The sequence below is a fragment of the Planococcus sp. APC 3900 genome (assembly GCF_030407735.1).
GTDB classification, from domain to species: domain Bacteria; phylum Bacillota; class Bacilli; order Bacillales_A; family Planococcaceae; genus Planococcus; species Planococcus notacanthi.
Genome location: NZ_JASDCT010000008.1, coordinates 153581 through 172490 on the forward strand (window position 1 = coordinate 153581; position 18910 = coordinate 172490).

The 18910-nt window shown below is 44.4% G+C and carries 22 protein-coding genes; 6 read left to right on the forward strand and 16 right to left on the reverse strand.

Going from position 1 to position 18910, the window contains the following annotated elements; translation table 11 throughout:
* Positions 1–115: 115 nt before the first annotated feature.
* The gene (locus QMA04_RS15715; protein WP_290186902.1) at positions 116–949 is read right to left on the reverse strand and encodes a DUF368 domain-containing protein; all 834 of its coding nucleotides are present in this window, start codon (positions 947–949) and stop codon (positions 116–118) included.
* 96 nt (positions 950–1045) lie between these two features.
* A complete protein-coding gene (locus QMA04_RS15720; RefSeq protein WP_290186904.1) occupies positions 1046–2116 on the reverse strand; it encodes an NAD(P)H-dependent flavin oxidoreductase in 1071 nt (356 codons plus the stop codon).
* Between the two features lie 142 nt (positions 2117–2258).
* On the opposite strand from QMA04_RS15720, the gene QMA04_RS15725 reads away from it, so the two are divergent.
* Complete coding sequence (locus tag QMA04_RS15725; RefSeq protein WP_191715443.1) at positions 2259–2519, forward strand: hypothetical protein; 261 nt, start codon at positions 2259–2261, stop codon at positions 2517–2519.
* Positions 2520–2560: 41 nt separating this feature from the next.
* On the opposite strand, the gene QMA04_RS15730 is transcribed toward QMA04_RS15725, so the two are convergent.
* Entirely contained in the window at positions 2561–3409 is an 849-nt protein-coding gene (locus tag QMA04_RS15730; RefSeq protein WP_290186906.1) for a VOC family protein, read from the reverse strand.
* 130 nt (positions 3410–3539) lie between these two features.
* Between QMA04_RS15730 and QMA04_RS15735 the strand changes: the two genes are divergently transcribed.
* Positions 3540–3869 carry a winged helix-turn-helix transcriptional regulator gene (locus QMA04_RS15735; RefSeq protein WP_191715441.1) on the forward strand — a complete coding sequence of 110 codons (330 nt, stop codon included), beginning with the start codon at positions 3540–3542 and terminating at the stop codon, positions 3867–3869.
* A gap of 82 nt (positions 3870–3951) precedes the next feature.
* Here QMA04_RS15735 and QMA04_RS15740 read toward each other — a convergent pair whose 3' ends face one another.
* The 3 genes from QMA04_RS15740 to QMA04_RS15750 form a co-directional block, all read right to left on the reverse strand.
* Entirely contained in the window at positions 3952–4713 is a 762-nt protein-coding gene (locus tag QMA04_RS15740) for an STAS domain-containing protein (RefSeq protein WP_290186907.1), read from the reverse strand.
* Positions 4714–4800: 87 nt separating this feature from the next.
* Entirely contained in the window at positions 4801–6432 is a 1632-nt protein-coding gene (gene abc-f / locus QMA04_RS15745) for a ribosomal protection-like ABC-F family protein (RefSeq protein ID WP_290186909.1), read from the reverse strand.
* A 97-nt stretch (positions 6433–6529) separates the two neighbouring features.
* Entirely contained in the window at positions 6530–6667 is a 138-nt protein-coding gene (locus tag QMA04_RS15750) for a hypothetical protein (protein WP_191715439.1), read from the reverse strand.
* A gap of 173 nt (positions 6668–6840) precedes the next feature.
* On the opposite strand from QMA04_RS15750, the gene QMA04_RS15755 reads away from it, so the two are divergent.
* A complete protein-coding gene (locus QMA04_RS15755) occupies positions 6841–7152 on the forward strand; it encodes a hypothetical protein (protein ID WP_191715438.1) in 312 nt (103 codons plus the stop codon).
* 36 nt (positions 7153–7188) lie between these two features.
* Here the strand turns inward: QMA04_RS15755 and QMA04_RS15760 are convergent, their stop codons facing one another.
* The 9 genes from QMA04_RS15760 to QMA04_RS15800 all read right to left on the reverse strand — a co-directional run bounded on the left by QMA04_RS15760 (position 7189) and on the right by QMA04_RS15800 (position 14534).
* Positions 7189–8130: a magnesium transporter CorA family protein gene (locus QMA04_RS15760; protein ID WP_191715437.1), complete on the reverse strand. Its 942-nt coding sequence runs from the start codon at positions 8128–8130 to the stop codon at positions 7189–7191.
* A gap of 57 nt (positions 8131–8187) precedes the next feature.
* Positions 8188–8355: a hypothetical protein gene (locus QMA04_RS15765; protein ID WP_191715436.1), complete on the reverse strand. Its 168-nt coding sequence runs from the start codon at positions 8353–8355 to the stop codon at positions 8188–8190.
* An 81-nt stretch (positions 8356–8436) separates the two neighbouring features.
* Positions 8437–8844, reverse strand: coding sequence for an NUDIX hydrolase (locus tag QMA04_RS15770; protein WP_191715602.1), 408 nt, complete (start codon positions 8842–8844; stop codon positions 8437–8439).
* A gap of 175 nt (positions 8845–9019) precedes the next feature.
* On the reverse strand, positions 9020–9493 hold the full coding sequence (locus QMA04_RS15775; RefSeq protein WP_203340517.1) for a GNAT family N-acetyltransferase: 474 nt from the start codon (positions 9491–9493) through the stop codon (positions 9020–9022).
* Positions 9494–9653: 160 nt separating this feature from the next.
* Positions 9654–10508, reverse strand: a complete 855-nt coding sequence (tatC, locus tag QMA04_RS15780; protein WP_191715434.1) for a twin-arginine translocase subunit TatC — start codon at positions 10506–10508, stop codon at positions 9654–9656.
* A 10-nt stretch (positions 10509–10518) separates the two neighbouring features.
* Entirely contained in the window at positions 10519–10743 is a 225-nt protein-coding gene (gene tatA / locus QMA04_RS15785) for a twin-arginine translocase TatA/TatE family subunit (RefSeq protein ID WP_290186913.1), read from the reverse strand.
* A 277-nt stretch (positions 10744–11020) separates the two neighbouring features.
* The gene (locus tag QMA04_RS15790; RefSeq protein ID WP_290186914.1) at positions 11021–12733 is read right to left on the reverse strand and encodes a GMC family oxidoreductase; all 1713 of its coding nucleotides are present in this window, start codon (positions 12731–12733) and stop codon (positions 11021–11023) included.
* Between the two features lie 19 nt (positions 12734–12752).
* A complete protein-coding gene (locus QMA04_RS15795; RefSeq protein WP_290186915.1) occupies positions 12753–13505 on the reverse strand; it encodes a gluconate 2-dehydrogenase subunit 3 family protein in 753 nt (250 codons plus the stop codon).
* A gap of 234 nt (positions 13506–13739) precedes the next feature.
* Positions 13740–14534: a LysM peptidoglycan-binding domain-containing protein gene (locus tag QMA04_RS15800; RefSeq protein ID WP_290186916.1), complete on the reverse strand. Its 795-nt coding sequence runs from the start codon at positions 14532–14534 to the stop codon at positions 13740–13742.
* Between the two features lie 252 nt (positions 14535–14786).
* Between QMA04_RS15800 and QMA04_RS15805 the strand changes: the two genes are divergently transcribed.
* A complete protein-coding gene (locus QMA04_RS15805) occupies positions 14787–16286 on the forward strand; it encodes a BCCT family transporter (protein ID WP_290186917.1) in 1500 nt (499 codons plus the stop codon).
* Between the two features lie 51 nt (positions 16287–16337).
* Here QMA04_RS15805 and QMA04_RS15810 read toward each other — a convergent pair whose 3' ends face one another.
* Positions 16338–17324 (reverse strand): NAD(P)/FAD-dependent oxidoreductase, encoded by a 987-nt coding sequence (locus QMA04_RS15810; protein WP_191715428.1) that lies wholly within the window; start codon positions 17322–17324, stop codon positions 16338–16340.
* Between the two features lie 157 nt (positions 17325–17481).
* Here QMA04_RS15810 and QMA04_RS15815 point away from each other — a divergent pair, with 157 nt between their 5' ends.
* Together QMA04_RS15815 and QMA04_RS15820 are read left to right on the forward strand one after the other, a co-directional pair.
* A complete protein-coding gene (locus QMA04_RS15815; RefSeq protein WP_290186919.1) occupies positions 17482–18273 on the forward strand; it encodes an SDR family oxidoreductase in 792 nt (263 codons plus the stop codon).
* A gap of 77 nt (positions 18274–18350) precedes the next feature.
* Positions 18351–18791, forward strand: a complete 441-nt coding sequence (locus tag QMA04_RS15820; protein ID WP_146558378.1) for a peptidylprolyl isomerase — start codon at positions 18351–18353, stop codon at positions 18789–18791.
* Positions 18792–18910: the final 119 nt, after the last annotated feature.

Here is an 18910-nt window from a genome sequence, read left to right on the forward strand (position 1 = left end):
AGCAGAGGCAGCCGATTGCTGAAGCTAACCTAAGTGCGCGACTTCCACGCTCCATTTTCATCTATACTAAAGAGCGGCCATCAAAATGATGGCCGCTCTTTTTCAAATCATCCATTTATACTTCTTCTGTAATGGCGGTCTTTTTAGGTGAACTAAAAAGCAAAGTGAATACCAAGCCCAGCGCAAATGTAATCAGGCTGGTGATAAGCGTAGTTGAATCTGCCGAGAATCCAGGGAATACCACAAACAGAGAACCTAGGATCAATCCGATAATGGCTGCGTAGGTAACGTAAGTAAAGTGTTCCAATAAATACTGGATCGCCTTACTGCTGACGATAAAGCCAACGATGACGCCTGCTCCGATCGCCATGGCAATCGGGATGTTCAAAGAGGATAGTGCATTAATGGCTGTCGAGTAAACACCCAACAGCAACAGGATAAACGAACCGCTGATGCCCGGCAACAACATTGCCATACTGGCCAACCAGCCGGAGAAAAACAGCAAAAAGAAAACCGGCAAGGTCAGGGATGTAATTGGCGCTAAATTTTCCTCAGTCGGAATAAAAGCAGTAACGGCCAATGCTGCTCCAATCACTACCAGAATAACCAAGTGGCGTGCAGTAAAGTTCTTTTTGACTTCCGCTTGTTTCATGATATAAGGAATAACGCCGATGATCAGTCCCATGAAGAAAAACTGTGTCGCTTCATAATGCTGCTCGAGCAAGTATTCAATGACACGGCTGAACAAAAGCAAGGTGATGGCGATTCCTGTGCCAAGAGGCACTAAAAACCCAAGATACTTTTTCCATTCACGGCTGAAAAAGCCACTGATGGATTCCAATAGGCGATCATAAATCCCTAAAATAAACGCAATCGTTCCTCCGCTTACTCCCGGGATCAAATCACTGATTCCCATTAGAATACCACGGTATATATTCTTCCATTCCATTCGTCTAATCTCCTCATCTTAAAATCACTTTTATCAGTATATCATGAGGGAAATGGAAACTCGAGCTTCACTTAAATCATTTTTTAAAAGACAAAATTAACTTACGATAGCTTTTGCTTCTTCTATAATTGCTTCTACGATCTCGGCTGCACCGATTTCTTCAATCAGACTGCGCGTCGATTGCCCTGCCCATAAAGACATAAATTCAGGATTATGCGCTTTTGCGGCAGCCGTCCGAATATCTTTGGTGATGGTATTTTGTGAAGGGAACGGCAGTGGATCAATTTCGCTCTGTTCGAATTCTTTAATAAATCGATTTTTAATGCCTCGTGCTGGACGTCCGGAAAAACTTTTGGTCACCACGGTGCTTTCCTCATTGCTATTAAATATAGCCTGCTTGTAGGCAACATGTGCTCCAGATTCTTTGGAACCGACAAAACGGGTACCGATTTGCACTGCATGTGCCCCGAGAACCAACGAAGCGACCAGGCCCCGACCATCGGTGATGCCTCCTGCGGCAATGACTGGAATTTTAATCGCATCTAGTATCTGCGGAACCAATGCCATAGTGCCGATTTGCGCGCCTGCTGGATGATTTTCAAGTGAAAAAGTGCTGCGATGCCCTCCTGCTTCACTTCCTTGTGCTACGACAGCATCTGCTCCTGAAACTTCTGCCTGCAAAGCTTCCTCTACTGTTGTAACCATGACTATGATTTTAATTTGCTGTTCTTTGGCCATTTCCATCTGAACAGCAGACAAACAGCCGAAAGCTGTACTGATGATCGGCACTCCTTTTTCCAAACAGATCGCGAACTGCTCCTCGCTCCAATCCGGCGATTGATAAGAAGACTGCATTTCCTTGATCTCCAGCTCCGAACGAAAAGGGCTTAACGCCTTTTGCACCTCTGCCAAACGGCTGAAATCATCGTTGACCGCCGCGGCAAAAATATTGACCCCAAACGGCTTTTGGGTTTTCGATTGGATTTCATCTATCGCTTGCCGCAATGCGTCCGGCGCCATGTAGGCAGCCCCCAACGTTCCAAGGCCGCCTGCATTGCTGACTTCAACAACCAGCTCGACCGTCGTTGGCCCTCCGGCCATTCCAGCCTGGATAATGGGATAATCGATATTCAGTAAGCGGCAGATTTCTGTTTCTAAGTTAATCATGGATAGTCCTCCTGTCCTTGATCTCTCTGACTTTTTCTATTGCCTTCAGTATCCCGCAAACGGTAATATACAGCAATAGGGAACTTTTCTGCAGAATGCTTCGTTCTGTATAGTAAGTAAACATGAGAAGGCGGGATTTACTATGAAGGGATTCCTTTCACTTTTAGGCATCACTTTAATTGTTGGGGCATTTGGATTAATCCTCTTATCTTTCTATGGCAACCCTTTGGAAAAAGCGATCAGCCAAGAAAGAATGTACGCATATATTGAAACGAGACAAAACGACTTTCCGGAAGTACCGGAAAGAAATCAAGTAACTGCAGAAATTCCTGCTCAAGCAGCTTTTACGACTACCGCGTTTATGGCGATGGACAACAGTTGCGAAAGAGCGTCCCTGGAATGACAAAATCCGACTCGAAGCTCGAGTCGGATTTTTCTTTATGATTAAACACACAAACGGACAGCATTGCCTGATGGGTCTTTGACTTCCCAATAGTCCTTGTGGTCCACAACTTCAATTCCCATCGTCCGAAGGTTATCAACCACTTGGCTGCGCTTTTCCTCTTCCATGATCAATGTATAGTAATGCAACCCAGCTTCTTTCTCTGGCAACGCCGGAATGCCCACGCCATTCCAGACATTCATGCCGATATGGTGATGGTATTTCCGATCTGCCAGGAATAAAGCCTGTCCTCCCAGTCGAGACACCACTTCAAAACCAAGCCCTTCGACATAGAAGTTTTTGGCTTCGATTAAGTTGGAGACATGCAGATGGATATGGCCCATCACTGTTGCATCCGGCATTCCTTTCCAGGGCTCCGGTGTTTTTTGAGCTTCTTCTACCAGACCTTGAGAATCAATTGGATCTACTGTCATAGAAACTTCATCGTTGCTCCAGTTCCATTGTTCCGGTCCACGATCACGGTAAATTTCAATGCCATTGCCCTCTGGATCTGACAAATACAACGCTTCACTGACGAGGTGATCTGAAGACCCTAACTGAATCCCCTGCTGATGAAGGTGAATCAGTATTTTCCCCAAATCTTCTCTTGTCGGCAATAAAATCGCAAAATGGTAAAGGCCTGCATAACGGCCTTGTTTCGGTGTTGCGCCTTCCATTTTTTCAAGCTTAAGCAAGATATTTCCGCCCGCTCCCAGCTCGACTTTCTGTCCATCTTCTGAAATAACATCTAAACCGATTACTTCCTTATAGAAACGTTTCATCTTTTCAATATCCATTACTTTTAACCCTACTTCACCGACATAAGTGACAGGCTTCTGATGAAAATTCATTTATATTCCTCTTTTCTTTTAGTTACTTTATGTAACCAATTATATTTATAAAACCATTGTATGTCAAGTAACTTAATTCCTTTAAAGTATCTAGTATCTATGCTATTATAAAAGAAAAGGAGTGAGAAGTATGGATACATCCGTCATTTGCCCTCGTTTCGAGACTGCCATTTCCCTTCTCAGCCAACGCTGGACCGGATTAATTATTTATCAATTGCTATCAGGACCTCAACGCTTCAGCCATTTAACAGAAGTAATCGGCATCAGTGGCCGGCTATTATCTGAACGATTGAAAAACCTGGAAGCCCAAGGACTCGTTTCACGAACCGTTTATCCGGAAACACCTGTACGCATAGAATATGCATTGACCGAAAAAGGATTTTCCTTAAAGCCGGTTATGGATGAGATTCAGAATTGGTCACAAGTCTGGATAGATCCAGCAGAAACAACAAAAGTATAAGTGCTCTGCAACCATACGGCATGACTTCATCTTAATTCAACAAAATAAGAGCTTATCCATTTTAATTGGATAAGCTCTTATTTTATTTTGTCTGCAAATAAATGATATGTTTCAAACCTTCATGGGCGGAACTGAATATCGGCGTCTTGCGGTCCAATTCGACAATCGACATGGCCAACTTCGGGCTGATGCCTACAAGAATGCACTTAGTTCCAATGAGGTTCAAGGTCTCCGTCATCATTAGGATCTGATACCGAATCTGGTGTTCAAATTCCTTGATGCCACTTAAATCAATCAAGACATAGTCAATTTTTTTGTCGGCACATTCCGTTAAAACCGTCGCAACCAATTGATCCGTCCGGGCTCTGTCGAATTCTCCGATCAACGGCAAGGCAATCGTGCTATCCCAAATATTCAAGATGGGAATCGACAGTTCCTTGATCAATTGTGCACTGCGCTTCTGTTCTTCAGCCTGCATGGTAACATCCATCAGCATGACTACATATCCTTCCGGCTGGTTTCCGGAATTCATGATCGGTGTAATGACAATATCGGCCATCACCTGATTTCGAATGGTTATGCGTGTTCTGTGGGTGCATGTCAGTTCCTGCATCACCTGTTTCTGATGCTGTGGATGTGTATGGAAAGAATCCATACTCATGCCGATCATTTCTTCACAGTCTGACATGCCATATAAAGGAGCAACTTCACTCATCAACCGGCAGGCTTCAGTATTCATCCACCTGATGGTATAGGAACTGTCCGCAATCATTATCGTTTCCCCAATGACGTCCAGGGCACTCAGCAAAAATATATTTTCCGGAATCTTTCCTATGGCTGGCATGCGGTTCCACCTTATCCTCTGTTTTCCACTAATTCGTATTTACCTAGTATGCCACAGCAACATAAAGAATGACCGTCCTTCAAAAAATTATTTTGTCGGCACCATGACTTTTTCACGGGCAGCTGAATAGTTGCCATCAAAGCGCTCAAGTGCGTTATTTCTCAGCCAATAAGTCACTGGAAACATTTTATCCAAAAAGTAACGGTCATGAGATACCGCAATGAGTGTCCCAGGAAATTCACTTAAGGCTTCTTCCATCACTTCTTTAGCTTCCAGATCCAAATGATTCGTAGGTTCATCTAAAATCAGCAGATTGTGGTGCTGATGCATCAACTGGGCCAAACGTAGCCGCATCCGTTCGCCGCCGCTGAGCTGCCGAACCGGTTGGAACACCATATTGCCGAAAAACAGGAACTTAGCCAGTAGGGGACGCGCTTCATATTCGGAAACTGCAACAGCATCGCGAAATTCTTCGATAATGGTTCTGTTATTGTCCATTTCCAACGTATGCTGTGACAGATAGCCAATAGACAAACCGCTGCCCAGCTTGACCTCCCCGGCATCGACTGGTTCTTTCCCCATAATCATGTTAAGCAAGGTCGTTTTCCCACTGCCATTAGCCCCAACAATTGCCGCACGTTCTCCATAACGCACATGCATGGAAATTTCATGAAATAAAATCCGTTCCCCAAATCCCTTCCAAACTTCCTCCAACAAGACAACATCTTTTCCGCTTCGTTTGTCCATACGGAAGTCCAGCGCCATCTGTTTTTTCTCCAGTACAGGCAGATCTAGGATTTCAATGCGCGCTAAAGCTTTCTCCATACTTTTAGCCTGTCTGTGCATGCCAGCGTTCGGCGGATTGGCCCGGTTCGCCCATTCTTTCAAACGCTTGATGGTTTCCTTCATCTTTTGAATTTTCTTTTGCTGATCCTGATACTGCTGAAACTCAACTAACAGCCGGGCTTCCCGCTCTTTGATATAGCCTGAATAATTTCCACTGTATTGAATCAAGTCGCCTTGATCCAATTCCCATATATGCGTCACCGTTTCATCCAGAAAATAACGGTCATGGGATACGAGGACAATCGTGCCTTTATAATAGCTGATGAATGCACCCAACCATTCAATGGCATCCAAATCTAAATGATTCGTCGGCTCATCCAAAAGCAAGAGGTCTGGTTGTTGCAGCAAAAGTTTCGCTAAGCCGATTTTGGTTTTTTCACCGCCGCTTAAATGGCCCCAGCGTTCATATTTCAGCTGTTTGATCTTCAATCCATTCAAGACTTGATCGATTTTCATGTCCAGCTCATACCCGCCGCGCTGAATAAATTCATCCTGCAACGTGCCATAGCGCGCCAATAAACGGTCCATTTCTTCTGGAGAAGCATCCTCCATCAACTTCTCCATTTTCGCCAAGTGCTCTTGCATCGCGGTCAGCTCTGAGAAAACAGCCAGCATCAGCTGCTCCACTGTCAATTCATCCGGTTCGTCGGGTGATTGCTCCAGCAACCCAATCCGGCTGCCTTTTTTCCACGTGACACTTCCTTCTGTCGGCTGCAAAGTCCCCGCCAATATATTCAATAATGTTGATTTACCTTCCCCGTTTCTGCCGACAAGGCCAATCCGTTGGCCTTCCATCACTTCTCCTTTTATATGGTTGAATAATTTCTGTGTCGCAAAGTGGCACAGTATTTGTTGAAATTGGCTAATAATCATCGTTCTCTTCCTTTCTGATGAAGAGACGCATGCACAGCAAAAAAGGCACGCCAAGAGGCATGCCTTTGCTTAAAATCCGTTTGCAGGCAGATGTCTCTTACTGGTAAATTCCACTCCATTCAGTTAGCTGAAAAAGGACAGACTTCTCCCGTCCAGCTACCCCAGTGAAAGTAACGCCATGAAGAATGTATAGATATTCCTGACACTCCGTCATGCGCTTACCAGTTTGATTCATCTTACCCACCTCCTTGTTTTACTTCTTCCATCATACAACTGCTTGTAAGTCCAGTCAATATTTTGACGGAATATTCTTATTTGTATGCCAGCCATTTAAAATGTAGGTATAAATTCCTTGAAATCGGGGAAACAATACAATAACAGCACTCTAGCAGAAAGGGGAATCAGAAAATGTCCATGTATTCCAAGTTGGCTTTTGATAATGATACCCGAAAGATAGAGAAGGCCTTGAAAAAATACGAGGCCAAGAAAAACGAAGCTTTGCGTTTGCTTGCTGAAATCGATATGCTCGAAAAAATGGAGGATGTCCAGGATGCGGAACTGTGGAGACGCCAGTCGATGAAGGAAAAGCTGGTTACTGTAGAGCGACAGCGGAAGGATTTACAAGAAATGATCACTAATTATGTTGAAAAGTACGGAGACCAGGACCTCCACCGTTACACCGAACTCCTACAGGAACTTGAAAGCGACAAAGCGAAATAACAAAAGCAGGAGCCTTAGATGAGGCTCCTGCTTTTTCTAGTCTTTTCTAGAAACATTTTTGCCTATGGACTGCAAGATGTCCCCCATCCATCCTTTTCGCTTTAAATAGAGGTAGAGGAAGAAGGTGGACGCCAAAATTACCAGCAAAGCGCCGACATAACCAAACTGCCATTTCAGTTCTGGCATGTTTTCGAAATTCATGCCCCAAAGAGCTCCCCACGCCATAATCGGTGTAAACAAAGTCGTTAGGACCGTTAAGGTTTTCATTATTTCATTCCCTCGGTAATTGGCCACTACATTTTCAATATCGACCATATTATTGACTTCGTCTTCGTATGAATTGACGAGCATGACACAGCGGCCGATACGAACGGCAGTCCTCTGGTATTCCACTTCTTCTGTGACATTTTTTCCAAATGTCTCTTCAATGGCCATTTCAATTTCCTGAAAGCCCATAATCAAATGCTTCCATAAAAGAATTTCATGGCGGACGTTCTCAATCTTTTCCAAAGTCTTCTTATTGTTCTTTTCTTTGATTGCCCACAGAAGATCATGGAGACGCTCTTCAAAACTGTCGATTTTATGTAGGATGGAAGCTACCATTTCACCGAGAATGATCATCATCACTTCTACCGAAGAATTGGCCTCTTCCATTTGGCGTAGAATTTCTTCTTTCTCCAAATCCGCATCTTTTTCAAAGTCAATTGCGCTGGTTACAAAGACATCCCGGGACAAGTAAAAATGGAAGACTTCACGGGAATCTTCAGATTTCGCACTTTGCCTGTAAATCAACGAACCCCATATAGACTCTTTACCCCGCTCAACCGTATGGGTATGAAGAATATTAACGGATGGATTTTTTGATTTATCAATCCAATTCTGCATCTTTTCATTTTTCGGAAGGAATTTACGGAAGTTGTATTCTTCAGCACTTTCCTCTTCATGCCAAACCGCATGTTTGAATGTATGGTGCGGCATTATCATGACCCCTTTCGACCGCTCTGCTATATAAAAAGCAAGCCAGGACTGGCTTGCTTACTCTTTTTGGTGAGTGTTGTCCCTGTACTTTTCATTCGAATTTTCTTCATACTCCAAGTCCCGATCCGGCATGGGATCCATCTCTTTTTCAGGTGGCATATTGCGGCGCGGTTCGACTTCCGGAAGCAGTTCTTCGCCTTCCTTGTTTTCACGGTCTTTCTTCATCCAGAATCCCTCCTTGGATTGTTGTTATTACCGTAATTACCCGTTTTACTTTTTTTATAATCCAAATAAACACCTAACCGCTTACTGAATCGCCAATGACCCAATCAGCGTGGCATCGTCGGGGTATGCCAATTCCAGCTCTTCCAATTCAGAAATCGGTTTCCAAGCTACATCGGCAATCCATTCGTCGCCTTCTTGTAAAATGATTTTGCCCCCTGTCACTTCCACTTTGAAGTAAGTGACTTCAAAAGACACAGCCGAATCTTCATATTCTCCTGCTCTCACGTTCAGCTTTTCGATAACCTGAACAGTCAAACCGGTTTCTTCGAAAAATTCACGCACACAGCATTGCTCCAGCGTTTCATTCCCTTCCACTCCTCCCGCCGGCACCGTCCATTTCTTTTCTTCTCCCGGCACACCTTGCAATACCAGCAAGACTTCGTTCTTCTCATTGACACAGACGCCTGCTGCGCCTTTCCAGTTCGACATTTCCATCCAATCTCTCCTAGCCTGTTTTCGTTTGTGGCAGCCCTTTTGCATTCTCCCAAAAGATAGGCTGCCGTTTCTATTTACGTTACCATATATCGTGCTGCGCTGGGCGTTTTCCACAAGAATTCAGGACAAGACAAAACGGCTTGCGCAGGCAAGCCGTTTACTTGGGGTGTTACTCTGCCTTTTTCCGATGTTCCCGTTCTAAAACAATGCCGTGGGTGGCTTCCGGCAATCCCAGATCTCCTGAAAATCCGTTTGCCCGGTAGAAGGCATCCGCTGCAGAAGAATCTGTGCGGACAACCAATTCCCTAAAATGGCCTTGCGCATCTTTTAAAATCTGTTGCAGTAACTTTGTCCCGATGCCTTGTCGGCGGGCATTTGCGGAAATGTAGAACCTCCGAAGCCTGCCAACCCCTTCTTTATCGGAGTAAGGATCACGGTTCAAGCCTCCGATTGCGACCAATTGGTCATGATGGTCCCACACCCCATACAACACTTCGCCTGTTTTATTGAAAGTATTGCTGCCATCTTCATACTGATCCACAAGCCGTCTCAGAAAACGGTAGCCTTCTGCTTCGCTTTCTTCTACCAGCTTTGAAACATCCACTTTTTTTAAGTCTTCAATTTCTGTAATTTTCACTGCCATGTCTCATCCTCCTCATTATGGATAACTACTTTCCACTTACGGATTTTCTGACATTCACTTGCTCTTTCAGTGTATAGCAGTTAAGAAAGGATTACCAATAAATATCAGAATTTTCTTTTAATTATAACAAAAAAGGCTACATAGCTGCAGCCTTTTTTGTTTAGAGAACCGTATCTTCAATTGCAGCTTTTTTGTCTTCTGTTTTCTTGATGATAAAGATACTTGCTTCATATAAACCGGCCATCGGAATCAAGACCAACAACTGACTTAAAAAATCCGGTGGTGTAATCAATGCTGAAACAATCGCTAGAACAAGATAGGACCATTTTCTGACATTTTTCATTGAACCCGAAGTCAGTACGCCGATAGAAGATAGAAACAAGGCAATAATCGGCATTTCAAAAAGCAGCCCTAAAGGAACGGTCGTCATAATCAAAAAATGGATATACTCGTTTGCAGAAATCATGACGTCGAAATTGGCCATCCCCATACCGATCAAAAATTGAAAACTCAATGGGTTGACGATGAAATAGCCAAATGCAATTCCTAGCACAAAAAGCAATAGCATGACCGGAGAATACAGGCCGAGAAAGCGCGCCTCTTTTTCTTCAAGGCCAGGTTTTACAAATTGCCAAATGAAATGAATCAGAAATGGCAAGGACAGCCCGAGAGCCAATGTTGCAGAAATAGAAGTATAGAATTTAATAACTTCCAGCGGCCCTAAAATGACCAAATCATAACCTTTCACAATGTAAGGAAACCAGAAGTTTAACGTGGAGAAAACGACCAGTAAAAAAAACAGGAACACAATCGCGCTTTTAATCAATTGTTTCCTCAGTTCTCCCAGATGGTCGACTAAGGTTTCCACTTGCATTTCCGGCTCTTCCACTGGAGGTTCCGGCTTTTTGATGGGAGGCTCCGGCATTTTTTTCTCATTCTTTTCTGCAGGCTTTTCCGGCTGCACCTTTTTTTTACGCAACGGACTCGTTAAGTTTCTGTCTCCATACGGATCCATTTAACCACCTTCATAGCTTGTCAGATTTTTTTAACTCCTTGTCTTCAACCGTTTCTTTTCTCACAATTTCCTCGTCATCATCATCCATCAGCCCTTTGGTCGAGCGCTTGAACTCAGAAAAGGTTTTGCCGACTGCCCCACCGATTTCAGGCAACTTTTTAGGCCCAAATATAATTAACACAATGACCAGTATAATAATCAGTCCTGGTACACCAATTGATGCTAATCCACCCATGTTGTTTTTCCTCCTTTATCCCGCTTTAACGGACAGTAGGGTTACCGCTTCTCTGAACCAGAAAACCACTGTCCGTAAAAGTCCGATTGGTTCAACTAACAATCAGCGGAGAAAAATAACTCTCCACTGAGTGAAGTTTCTCTTTATCCCGCTTTAACGGACAGTAGGGTTACCGCTTCTCTGAACCAGGAAACCACTGTCCGTAAAAGTCCGATTGGTTCAACTAACACTCGACGGAAGATAATAACTCCCCACTGAGTGAAATTCTTTTCTATTACTAAACAAGTGATCCACCTTCACGACTATAGCGGATAACGCCTTCTGCACAGCGGTAAGCCAATGCCCCAACGGTTCCGGTGGGGTTATAGCCTCCATTGTGTGCAAAATTCCCGGCTCCTACGACAAATAAATTTTCCGCATCCCAATGCTGCAGGAAATTATTGACGACACTGGTGCCTGGATCCGCACCCATGATGGTCCCTCCGGTATTATGGGTAGTCTGATAAGGAACAATGTCATAATCTGATATTGGATTGCCGCCGACTACTGTTTTCGCACCCATTTCCTGCATGATTTCGCCCGCTCTTTCCGTCAAATAGCTGTGGAGCGCACGATCCTGATCCGTGAAATTATAGGTGAGCTGCAGCAATGGCACTCCGTAGATATCTTTATAAGTTCCGTCCAGCGCCATATAGTTTTCTTTATGTGGCATGGAAGCCCCCTGGCCGCCGACGCTCAACGACCTGGTATAGTTTTCAATCGATGCACGTTTGAAATCTGCACCCCAAGAAGGCGTATCCGGCGGGATTGGATTGTGCAGAATCGGACGGGAACCGGTTTGCGTGATAGATAAGCTGGCACCATGTATGAAGTCAAGGTCAGAATGATCAAAAGAGTCCCCATTAAAGTCATCTACAGTCATTCCCAGAGCGCCTGCCCCCATAAAGGTATTCATCTGTTCATCAAAGAATCCAGATGCTCCCGGCAAGATCTGATAGGCATAGTTTTTGCCCAGCGTCCCCCGGCCTGTTTCCGGATCGTATTGTTCGCCAATTTGAGACACCATCAGCAACTTCGCATTATTCATCATATAACTTGTCAGAACAACCACATTCGCCGGTTGAATGAATTCCTCAAAAGTCTCTGTATCAAAATAGCGTACCCCTGTAACTCGGTCGCCTTCCTTCATGATTTCGACAACATTGGCATTAAACTTGATTTCGTAGTTGCCTGTTTCTTTCGCAGCTGGCACAACGGTAATTTCCGGAGAGGTTTTGGCGCCGTACTCGCAACCGAAACGTTCACAGAATCCGCAGTATTGGCATGCGTTGATTTGCTGTCCGTCGGGATTTTCATAAGCTTCTGACAGATTGGCTGATGGCATCATGAAAGGCGACAGCCCCAAGTTGGTGGTGGCTGTTTCAAAACGCTGCAGAATCGGCGTTTTTTTCATCGGTGGTGTCGGATAGGGGCTAGACCGTTTGCCCCAAAACGGATTGTTATCCTCGCCAGAAATGCCCGCGGTCTTTTCAAAACGGTCAAAATACGGTTCCAATTCATCATAAGTGATTCCCCAATCCTGCAGGGTGTATTCAGCTGGAAGTTTATTAGCCCCATACTTTTCATCGGTCATCGTTTTGATTTGAAAATCATAGGGAAGAAAACGCCAATTTTGGCCGTTCCAGTGAGTGCCTGAACCACCTAATCCTTCTCCCAATAAAAAAGAACCCATCTGACGCATCGGCAATGCACGCTGCTGCCGATTATTGCGGAAAGTGACGGTTTCCCGTGATAAATCCTGCATCAATTCATAACGAACTGCGTAGCGGTATTCATCGTGAACAATGCTGAAATCCGCTGTCCCCCGTTCGCGTCCACGTTCCAGCCCTACTACTTTGAGTCCTTCTTTGGCACACTCAGCGGCAATGATTCCCCCTGTCCAACCCACTCCTACCGTAACTACATCCACGCTGTCTAAAGTCGTTACCATGCAAGTTCCCCCTTTTCAATTAATGCTCCATCCCTAATGATTTAGGTTCAATTTCCACATAATCCTCATTTTCAATTTCATTGATATAAGCTGCTTGGTGGCCTGGGAATCCTTTCATCTTCCAACCTTCCATATTATGATTGCCGCCGTATATCGGATCTGCATAAGCACCTTCCAATGTTGCCTGCCTCAATAAACGGAAAAAGAAAAGCGAGCTTGTGCCTCTCATCGGTACATCATCTTCCTGGAAAGCTGTCAGAATTTCATCCATCTGCCCACCTTCCAAGTCTACAAAGTTGGCATTAAAACGGCTTTGAGCTTCCTGTTGCATAATCTGGATTCCTTGTCGGAACATTTCATTTCGCTTTAACCGGCTTTGGTAGCCTTGCGTTGTTTCCCCTTCATAAAAAGGACCTTGCATGTATTCCTTCGAATTTTCACCATAGCTGCCCGCTAACTGCTGGTCAATAAAGTAAGCTACGCCTAAACCAATTGCGCCGGGACCTAAATCGTCCTCCGGGAAAATTCGTTCAGTAGCTTGGTTCAATATTTCAAACTCCGCATTGTTTTTGAAGAATGTCAGCCCCCTGACCCCACCTGGGGATCCTGTTGATCCTTGCGGAGTTCCGGGTGCAGTGGATGCTGAGTCCTGCTGGTTGGTGTTGGCCCCTATCAGACCTCCAATAATGCCGCCGCCGATTAAAGCTCCTGTCGCGATTCCTGAGGTCTTCAAAAAATCACGCCGTGAAAAATTCTTGTCTTTTTTCGCCATTTTTCTGTCCCCCTTTATTTTTAAAGAATATTCGGAATATTAAATACTATACCCTATCAAAAATTTCTTATTCATTAATTTAAAATAAATTTATTTCAAATATAAGGAAGCAGTTGCATTGGACTTCAAAAAAAAGAAACGATTCCCGGGTAATTTCAGGAATCGTTTCTTTTAGGATTTTGAACATAAAAAAGCCAAGGGATTGGTCACCTCGGCTGTGTAGCAATACGAATATTAGTTAAGAACTTTAATTGTAATATTTTTGCGGCCAAATTCTAAAGCTGCGCCTTGTGTTGGAATGAATACATCGATTTTATTGCCTTTGATTGCTCCGCCAGTGTCTCCAGCGATTGCTTCTCCGTAACCTTCGACCCAGACTTTAGAGCCAAGCGGAATTACTGAAGGATCTACTGCGATTACTTTTTGGTTTGGATTTGAACGTAAATCAATTCCAGTTGCTGTCGTACCTGAACATCCTGCGCAATAAGCTGTGTAAGCTGTCGCAGAAACAGTCATCGTTTTACCGGATTGAGCTGAAGCTGCTGCTGGTGCTTTTTGTGCAGGAGCGCTTGCTGTTTTTGGTGCTGGTGCTTTTTCTTTAGCTGGCGCTGCTGCAGTTTTAGCAGGTGCTTTTTCTGCTGCTGCTGTGCCGCCTTTAACTGTCAAATTTTCGCCTGGATAGATCATGTATCCAGAAATGCCATTCCAGCTCATTAAGCTGTCCAATGGAATTCCATGAGCGCTGGCGATTTCCGCCAAAGTATCTCCTGATTTAACTGTATATGTTGAGCTGTCGGCTTTCTTTTCTGATGTTGCTTGTCCATCGACTTTTAGTTCCTGGCTTGGCAAGATCAAATCAGATGAAAGGTTATTCCACCCTTTTAAGCTTTCTATTGATACATTCTTGTCTTGTGAAATTCCCCACAGAGTGTCACCTGATTGTACTGTATAAGATGATGCACTTGCTGACGTTGCTGCTCCCACACTTAAAGCTGCGATAGCAGTTAGTGTAACGATTTGCTTTTTCATAAATTGAAATTCCTCCTTTTCACTAACTTGAACGATCATAACACCTCCACATTGCAGGAACATGACAGAACGGCAGATGGAACATAACAATTTCATGACAGGGAATTGCGCTTTGTTACATTTTGTAATAAAACTAATAATTCCAATGCCGTATCCTGCATACAGGGTTCAAGCACGAAAAAGCAGTTTAGCATATGAAAATCAGGGAATATGTAAATGTTAATTAAAGAACAGTTTATAGGGGGAATTCGTTTGAAGAATGTAACATCGGTTTTTTGGATTGCATTATCAGTATGTATGGGCTTGGTTGTTTGGGGATTGTCCTCGCCTGAAGGATTCAAATCACAAACAGGGGAATTGACAGCCGCAATTTCCAGCACATTCGGTTGGTACTATCTTCTGACCGTTTTCCTGATACTCATTTTCTGTGTGTATTTGATTTTCTCCAGGTTTTCCAATTTAAAGTTGGGAAAGCCTGATGATAAACCGGAATTCTCCCTGCCATCCTGGTTTGCAATGCTGTTCAGTGCCGGCATGGGAATGGGCTTGGTTTTCTGGACAACAGCTGAACCGATCTCCCACGCATTTATAAGCGCTCCACGCTCTGAATTGGGGTCCAATCAAGCAATCCAGGAAGCGATGCAATTTTCTTTTTTCCATTGGGGTCTGCATGCTTGGGCCGTTTACGGAATCGTTGCATTGGTTCTGGCGTACTTTAAATTTCATAACGATGCCCCAGGATTGATCAGCGCTACTCTTATTCCCTTATTCGGGAAAAAGCTGATGGCTGGGCCACTGGGGAAATTGATCGATACGCTGGCTGTCTTCGCTACAGTCATCGGCGTCGCATCCACGCTTGGATTCGGATCTGCCCAAATGAATGAAGGGATTTCCTTCCTTTTCGACACACCCAATAATTTTGCCTTTCAAATGCTGATCCTTGCGATTGCAACGGCTCTCTTTATCGCCTCTGCTTCATCAGGCATCGGGCGCGGCATCAAATATTTAAGTAATATAAACATGATTTTGGCCTTCATTCTTCTTTTGCTCTTATTGATCGTCGGACCGACGCTCTACATCTTCAATTCATTTGCAGATGCGATTGGCGGCTATCTGTCCAACTTCTTCTCCATGAGCTTTAATCTGGAGCCAATCAATGAAGAACGCCGTGCTTGGGTTGACGGTTGGACTGTCTTTTACTGGGCATGGTGGATTTCTTGGGCACCATTCGTCGGCATCTTCATTGCCCGTATTTCCCGGGGACGCACAGTTAAAGAGTTTATGCTTGGGGTGCTGCTGGTGCCCTCACTGGTATGCTTCATCTTTTTCGCGGTGTTCGGTGTTTCTGCATTAAACCTGGAGCAGAACAACATCGCTAAAATTTCCGATTACAGTCTCGAGACTGCTACTTTCGGTGTTTTGCAGTACTATCCGCTTGGCACTTTGCTGTCGATCATCACCTTATTCGTTATTGCCATCTTTTTCATCACTTCTGCCGATTCAGCGACATTTGTCCTGGGCATGCAGACAACGGGCGGTATGCTGAACCCGCCGAATTTGGTGAAAATCACATGGGGCCTTATTCAATCAGCCGTAGCAGCCATCGTTATTTATACAGGCGGCACACAAGGCCTGCAAAACTCATTGATCATTGCAGCCCTGCCCTTCTCGGTGGTTATCATTTTAATGGGTGTTTCTTTCCTTAAAGCCGCCTCATTAGATCCATTGGCGAAAAAGAATAGAAGACATTAAAAAAACACAAAAAGATCCGGCGCATTTTAATGCGCCGGATCTTTTTGGGTTTTATTTAAAAACGCTTGTACTGTGTAATGGTTGAACTTTCGATTTTGGATCCAGATAAGACTTCGCGTTGTTGATGGCTGTCGGTGCTTCGCCGAAACCTACAGCGATCAGTTTGACTTTGCCTTCGTATGTGGCAATGTCGCCTGCAGCATAGATGCCTGGGATACTGGTTTCCATCTTAGAGTTGACGATGACCGAGTTTTTATCCATCTCGAGTCCCCATTCCTTGATGGCACCTAATGAGGTGATGTTGCCGTAGTTGACAATAACGTGGTCTACGTCAAGACGTTCTTCATTGCCTTCTTTATCGACCAGCACAAGCTCGCTGATTTGGCCATTTTCTCCAACCAATTCTTTCACGCCGTAAGGTTTTTTCACTTCCACTGTCGATGCCATCAAGACATCGATGTTTGCCTCATGCGCTGTCATTTTGTCTCGGCGATGGCTCAACGTTACATGGGATGCTACATTTTCAAGCATCATCGACCAGTCGACAGCTGAATCGCCGCCGCCTAAAACGACCACTTTTTTATCGCTGAAAACAGTCAGGTCCTTAACTCCATAATGAAGCGTTTTGCCTTCAAAAGCTTCACAGCCTTCGACTGCCAATTTACGCGGCTGGAATGCCCCAACTCCCGCAGTCAACAAAATAGCTTTTGTGTAATGCAGACCTTTGTCCGTCTGAATGACAAAATGATCTCCGTGGCGTTCTGCGGCTGTTACGGTTTCTTCCAGACAAATTTCCGGATCGCCGTATTTTGCTTGCTGGACTAGATTGTCCACCAAATCTTTTGCCAACACTTTTGAAAATCCACCTACATCGTAAATGAATTTATCCGGGTACAATTCAGTAAGCTGTCCGCCAAGCTGCGGCAAACTATCCAAGATTTTTACTTTCATTTTGCGCATACCGCCGTAAAAGGAAGCAAACAAGCCAGTTGGCCCGCCGCCGATAATCGTTATATCAAAAACTTCGCGTTCTTCCATTTATAACACTCCTAATCTACTCAATAACTATATCCTATCATATTTACCCCAGATTCACGCCATTGGACTTATGACGGAAATTCAAAAAATAAAAGTTTGAATTATCTGTATTTTATTCGTAAACTGAAGGATGGATACATAAGAAAGGATGAGTGCAGTGGATTTAGGAATCAAAGAAAAAATTGTAATCGTGATGGCTTCAAGCAAAGGGCTCGGCAAAGCAACAGCGCTGGAATTTGCAAAAGAAGGCGCGACAGTGATCATCTCAAGCCGCAATCAGCAATCCCTAGACGAAACAGCCGCTGAAATTAAAGAGGCTTCTGGAAACCAGCAAGTATTTCCGCACGTTTGCGATATCTCCAAAGAAGAAGACATCCAGAAACTGGTCCAATTCGCAGCTGATCAATTCGGCCGGATTGATGTGTTGATCAATAACACAGGCGGGCCAAAAGCCGGCGGGTTCGACGCAGTGGAAGATGCTGATTGGTATAAGGCATTCGACCAGAATTTATTGAGCTATATCCGCACCTCCCGCGCCGTTCTTCCTTATATGAAGGAACAGCAGTTTGGACGCATCATCAACATTTCTTCTTCTTCAACGAAAGAAGTGATTGATGGCTTGATCCTATCCAACACACTTCGTGCAGGAATGATCGGTTTTGCGAAAACCCTTGCGCGCGAAGTCGCAGGTGACAACATTCTCGTCAACACAGTTGGACCTGGCCGCTTTGCAACAGACCGGGTGGCGGAATTGGATCAGATCGCAGCAGACAAACAAGGCGTATCTGCAGAAGAAATCTCTAAGAAAAGTCAATCGTCTATTCCCGCTGGCCGCTACGGAGAACCGGAAGAATTTGCGAAAATCATTGTTTTTCTAGCTTCGGCAGCCAACTCTTACATGACCGGCCAATCGCTTGTCGTAGAAGGCGGTTCATTAAAAGCTCTATAATGTGCCAAATGATTATACAGCCAACCCAAAAATCGATATACTGGAAAATGAACCAATTATAAAGGAGATGTTTTAGAATGGCTAAAAAAGGACACATCCACATGGAAAACGGCGAAATCATCGAATTCGAACTTTTCCCGAACGAAGCACCTAACACAGTTGCAAACTTTGAGGAGCTTGCAAACTCTGGCTTCTATAACGACGTAACATTCCACCGCGTAATTCCTGGCTTCGTAAGCCAAGGCGGCGACCCAACCGGCACTGGTGCTGGCGGCAGCGGCAAAACAATCAAATGCGAAACTGAAGGCAACCCGCATAAGCACCAAGCAGGAAGCTTATCAATGGCGCATGCCGGTAAAGACACTGGCTCAAGCCAATTCTTTATCGTTCACGCACCACAGCCACACCTTGACGGAGTCCACACTGTTTTCGGACAAGTGACTTCAGGATTGGAAACGGCTAAAGCAATGAGCAATGGCGACAAAATGACAAAAGTTCACGTCTTTGACGAAGAATAAGCCAATAAGCTTAACCGGCCAGGATTTCATCCTGGCCGGTTTTTTCTTTGATTTGTATCCTGATCAAGCGAAAAAAATAGCACGATAAACTAGTTAACTGTTAGAAAATTGAAAAACAC